Source organism: Geobacillus sp. (assembly GCF_017515625.1).
Classification (GTDB): Bacteria; Bacillota; Bacilli; order Bacillales; family Anoxybacillaceae; genus Geobacillus; species Geobacillus stearothermophilus.
On record NZ_JAFWFM010000190.1, the window covers coordinates 1 to 3,654 of the forward strand.

2 protein-coding genes are annotated in these 3,654 nt (G+C 54.5%); one reads left to right on the top strand and one right to left on the bottom strand.

What is annotated here, in order from left to right:
* A partial coding sequence (locus IKE44_RS11160; protein ID WP_287465914.1) for a LysR family transcriptional regulator occupies positions 1-314 on the bottom strand: 314 nt, incomplete at its 3' end.
* A gap of 125 nt (positions 315-439) precedes the next feature.
* On the opposite strand from IKE44_RS11160, the gene gltB reads away from it, so the two are divergent.
* On the top strand, positions 440-3,654 hold a 3,215-nt coding region (gene gltB, locus IKE44_RS11165), incomplete at its 3' end, for a glutamate synthase large subunit (RefSeq protein WP_287465916.1).

Genomic DNA, 3,654 nt, shown 5'->3' on the forward strand with positions numbered 1-3,654 from the left:
ATGTGGCTTGCCAGGCTTGTTGGAAACCCGATTTTAATCGTTCCGCGTTCCGGGTCCAAATACTCTTCGATTTGTTGCTTTGCATCCTCGACCGCCTTTAACACCGCTTCGGCGTGCGACAAAAAATGGCGGCCGATCGGGGTGAGCTTCACGTTTCGCCCTTCCCGTTCAAACAGCTGCACGCCAAGCTCCGCTTCGAGGTTGGCAATTTGCCGGCTGATCGCCGACTGCGCGACATGGAGGGCGTCGGCGGCTTCGGAGACGTGTTCGCGCCGGGCGACTTCCACGAAATATTGCAGTTGCCGCAGCTCCATTTTTCTCCCTCCTTTTGATTGATCGCAAAAAGAGATGGATTTTATCTAAATTATATATTGTTTATATTAATTTTGAAAACTACAATGAATATTACAGACAATTCGGAACGGGAGGGGAAGGCAGCATGAAACACTACGGATTACCGGAAGCGCAAGGGTTATATCGCCCGGAATTTGAGCATGATGCATGCGGGATCGGGTTTTATGCGCATTTGAAAGGAAAACCGTCACATGACATTATCGAAAAAGCGCTCCATATGCTTCGCCAGCTTGAACACCGCGGCGGACAAGGGAGCGATCCGGAAACAGGCGATGGCGCGGGCATTATGACGCAAATTCCGCATGAGTATTTTCAAGCGGTGTGCAGCGGGATGAACTTGCCGGAAAAAGGGCGCTACGGGGTCGGGATGTTCTTTTTGCCGGAAGAGGAAGCGAAACGGGCGTACTATGAATCGATGTTCAATGAGATCGTCGCTCAAGAAGGACAACGGCTGCTCGGATGGCGGACAGTTCCAGTTGATCGTGAAAAGCTTGGCAAACTGGCGCGGCAAAGCAAGCCGTTCATCCGTCAAGTGTTTGTCGCGGCAAGTGATGACGTGACTGATGAGTTGGCGTTTGAACGGAAGCTGTATGTGATCCGCAAACAATTCGAAAAATGTGTGGAACACAACGAGTGCTATGTAGCGAGCTTCTCGAGCCGAACGATCGTGTATAAAGGGCTTTTGACGCCGGAACAAATCGATGCGTTTTATTTGGATTTGCAAGATGAACGGTTCCGTTCGGCGTTTGCTCTCGTGCACTCGCGCTTCAGCACGAACACGTTTCCGAGCTGGGAGCGGGCCCATCCGAACCGCTACTTGATCCATAACGGCGAGATCAACACGCTGCGCGGCAACGTCAACTGGATGGCGGCGCGCGAGAAACAATTTGTGTCCGAAGCGTTCGGCGCGGATTTGGAAAAAGTCGTGCCGATTTTGGATACGAACGGCAGCGACTCGTCGATTTTGGACAATGCGTTTGAATTTTTCGTTCTCGCTGGCCGGAAGCCGGCCCATGTCGCGATGATGCTCATTCCGGAACCGTGGTTTTGGGATGAGCAGATGGACGGGGCGAAAAAGGCGTTTTACGAGTACCACAGCTGTCTCATGGAGCCGTGGGACGGACCGACGGCGATTTCGTTCACCGACGGCAAGCAAATCGGCGCCATTTTGGACCGGAACGGTTTGCGTCCGGCCCGCTATTATGTCACCAAAGACGACTACATTATTTTCTCATCCGAAGTCGGCGTCATCGATGTTGACCCGAACAACATTTTATATAAAGAGCGGCTGAGCCCGGGGAAAATGCTGTTGGTTGACCTCGAGCAAGGGCGCATCATCTCTGACCAGGAAATCAAGGAAGAAATGGCTCATGAAAAGCCATATCGCCAATGGATCAACGAGCAAATGATCACGCTTGGCGATCTGGAAATTCCGGAGGACGTCGAAGCGCCGAAGCAACTCGTCAAACTGCAAAAAGCGTTCGGCTACACGTTTGAAGATGTGGAAAAAACGATTTTGCCGATGGCGGCGGAAGGAAAAGATCCGACCGGCGCTATGGGCATGGACGCGCCGCTTGCCGTGCTGTCGGAGCGGCCGCAAAGTTTGTTCAACTACTTCAAGCAGCTGTTTGCCCAAGTGACAAATCCGCCGATTGATGCGATCCGTGAATATGTCGTCACCTCGACGATGACGCTGCTTGGCAAAGAAGGGAACATTTTGCATCCGGACGCCAAAGCGGCGCGGCGCATCCGCTTGGAAACTCCGCTATTGACGAACGAAGAGCTCGCAGCGTTAAAAGCCAATCCGTACCCGGAATTTGCGTGCGCGGTGCTGACGACGCTGTTTACTGATGATTTGAAACAGGCGCTTGATGAGCTGTTTGCCAAAGCGGATGAAGCGATCGAAAACGGGGCGGTGCTTCTTGTGCTGTCCGACCGCGGCGTTGATGAAACACATGTCGCCATTCCGGTTTTGTTGGCGACAAGCGGGCTTCACCAGCATCTTGTCCGCAAAGGGACGCGCACGAACGTCAGCCTGCTTGTCGAAAGCGGCGAAGCGCGTGAAGTGCATCATTTTGCGGCGCTCATCGGCTACGGGGCGGACGCCATCAACCCGTACTTGGCGCTGGAGACGATCCGCCAAGCGTCAGAAAACGGCACGATCGCCTTGTCGTACCGCGAAGCGGTGAAAACGTATATGAAGGCAGCCGTTGACGGCGTTGTCAAAGTGATGTCGAAAATGGGCATTTCGACGGTGCAAAGCTACCGCGGCGCGCAAATTTTTGAAGCGGTCGGCATCGGCGACGATGTCATTGAGGAATACTTCACCGGCACGGCATCGCAAATCGGCGGCATCGGGCTTGCGGAAATTGCGAAAGAAGCGAAAATGCGCCACGAAGCCGCTTTCGGAGCGCGGCATGAAGACGATGTGCTCGATGCAGGCAGCGAGCTGCAATGGCGGCGCAACGGCGAACATCACGTGTTCAATCCGAAGACGATCCATTTGTTGCAATGGGCGTGCCGGAAAAACGATTACAACCTCTATAAACAATATTCGAAACTGGCCAATGAAGAACAGTTGACGTTTTTGTGCAACTTGTTCGACTTCGATTCGAAGCGCCCTCCGGTGCCGATTGACGAAGTCGAGCCGGTTGAATCGATCGTCCGCCGCTTTAAAACAGGGGCCATGTCGTTCGGTTCGATCAGCCAGGAAGCCCATGAGGCTCTGGCGATCGCCATGAACCGGATCGGCGGAAAAAGCAACAGCGGCGAGGGCGGCGAAGACCCGGCCCGCTATGTGAAAGACGACAACGGCGACTGGCGCCGCAGCGCGATCAAACAAGTGGCGTCCGGGCGTTTTGGCGTAAAAAGCCATTATTTGGTCAATGCCGATGAATTGCAAATCAAAATGGCGCAAGGGGCAAAACCAGGTGAAGGCGGGCAGCTTCCGGCCAATAAAGTGTATCCGTGGGTCGGCAAAGTGCGCGGCTCAACGCCGGGAGTCGAGCTCATTTCCCCGCCGCCGCACCATGACATTTACTCGATCGAGGATCTTGCGCAGCTGATCTATGACCTGAAAAACGCGAATAAACACGCCCGGATCTCCGTCAAGCTCGTTTCGGAAGCCGGTGTGGGGACCATCGCCGCCGGCGTAGCCAAGGCCGGCGCCGGTGTCGTTCTGATCTCCGGCTATGACGGCGGAACCGGAGCAGCACCGCTCTCGTCCATTCACAATGCGGGTCTTCCGTGGGAGCTGGGCGTTGCGGAGACGCACCAGACGCTTCTGGCAAACGGTCTTCG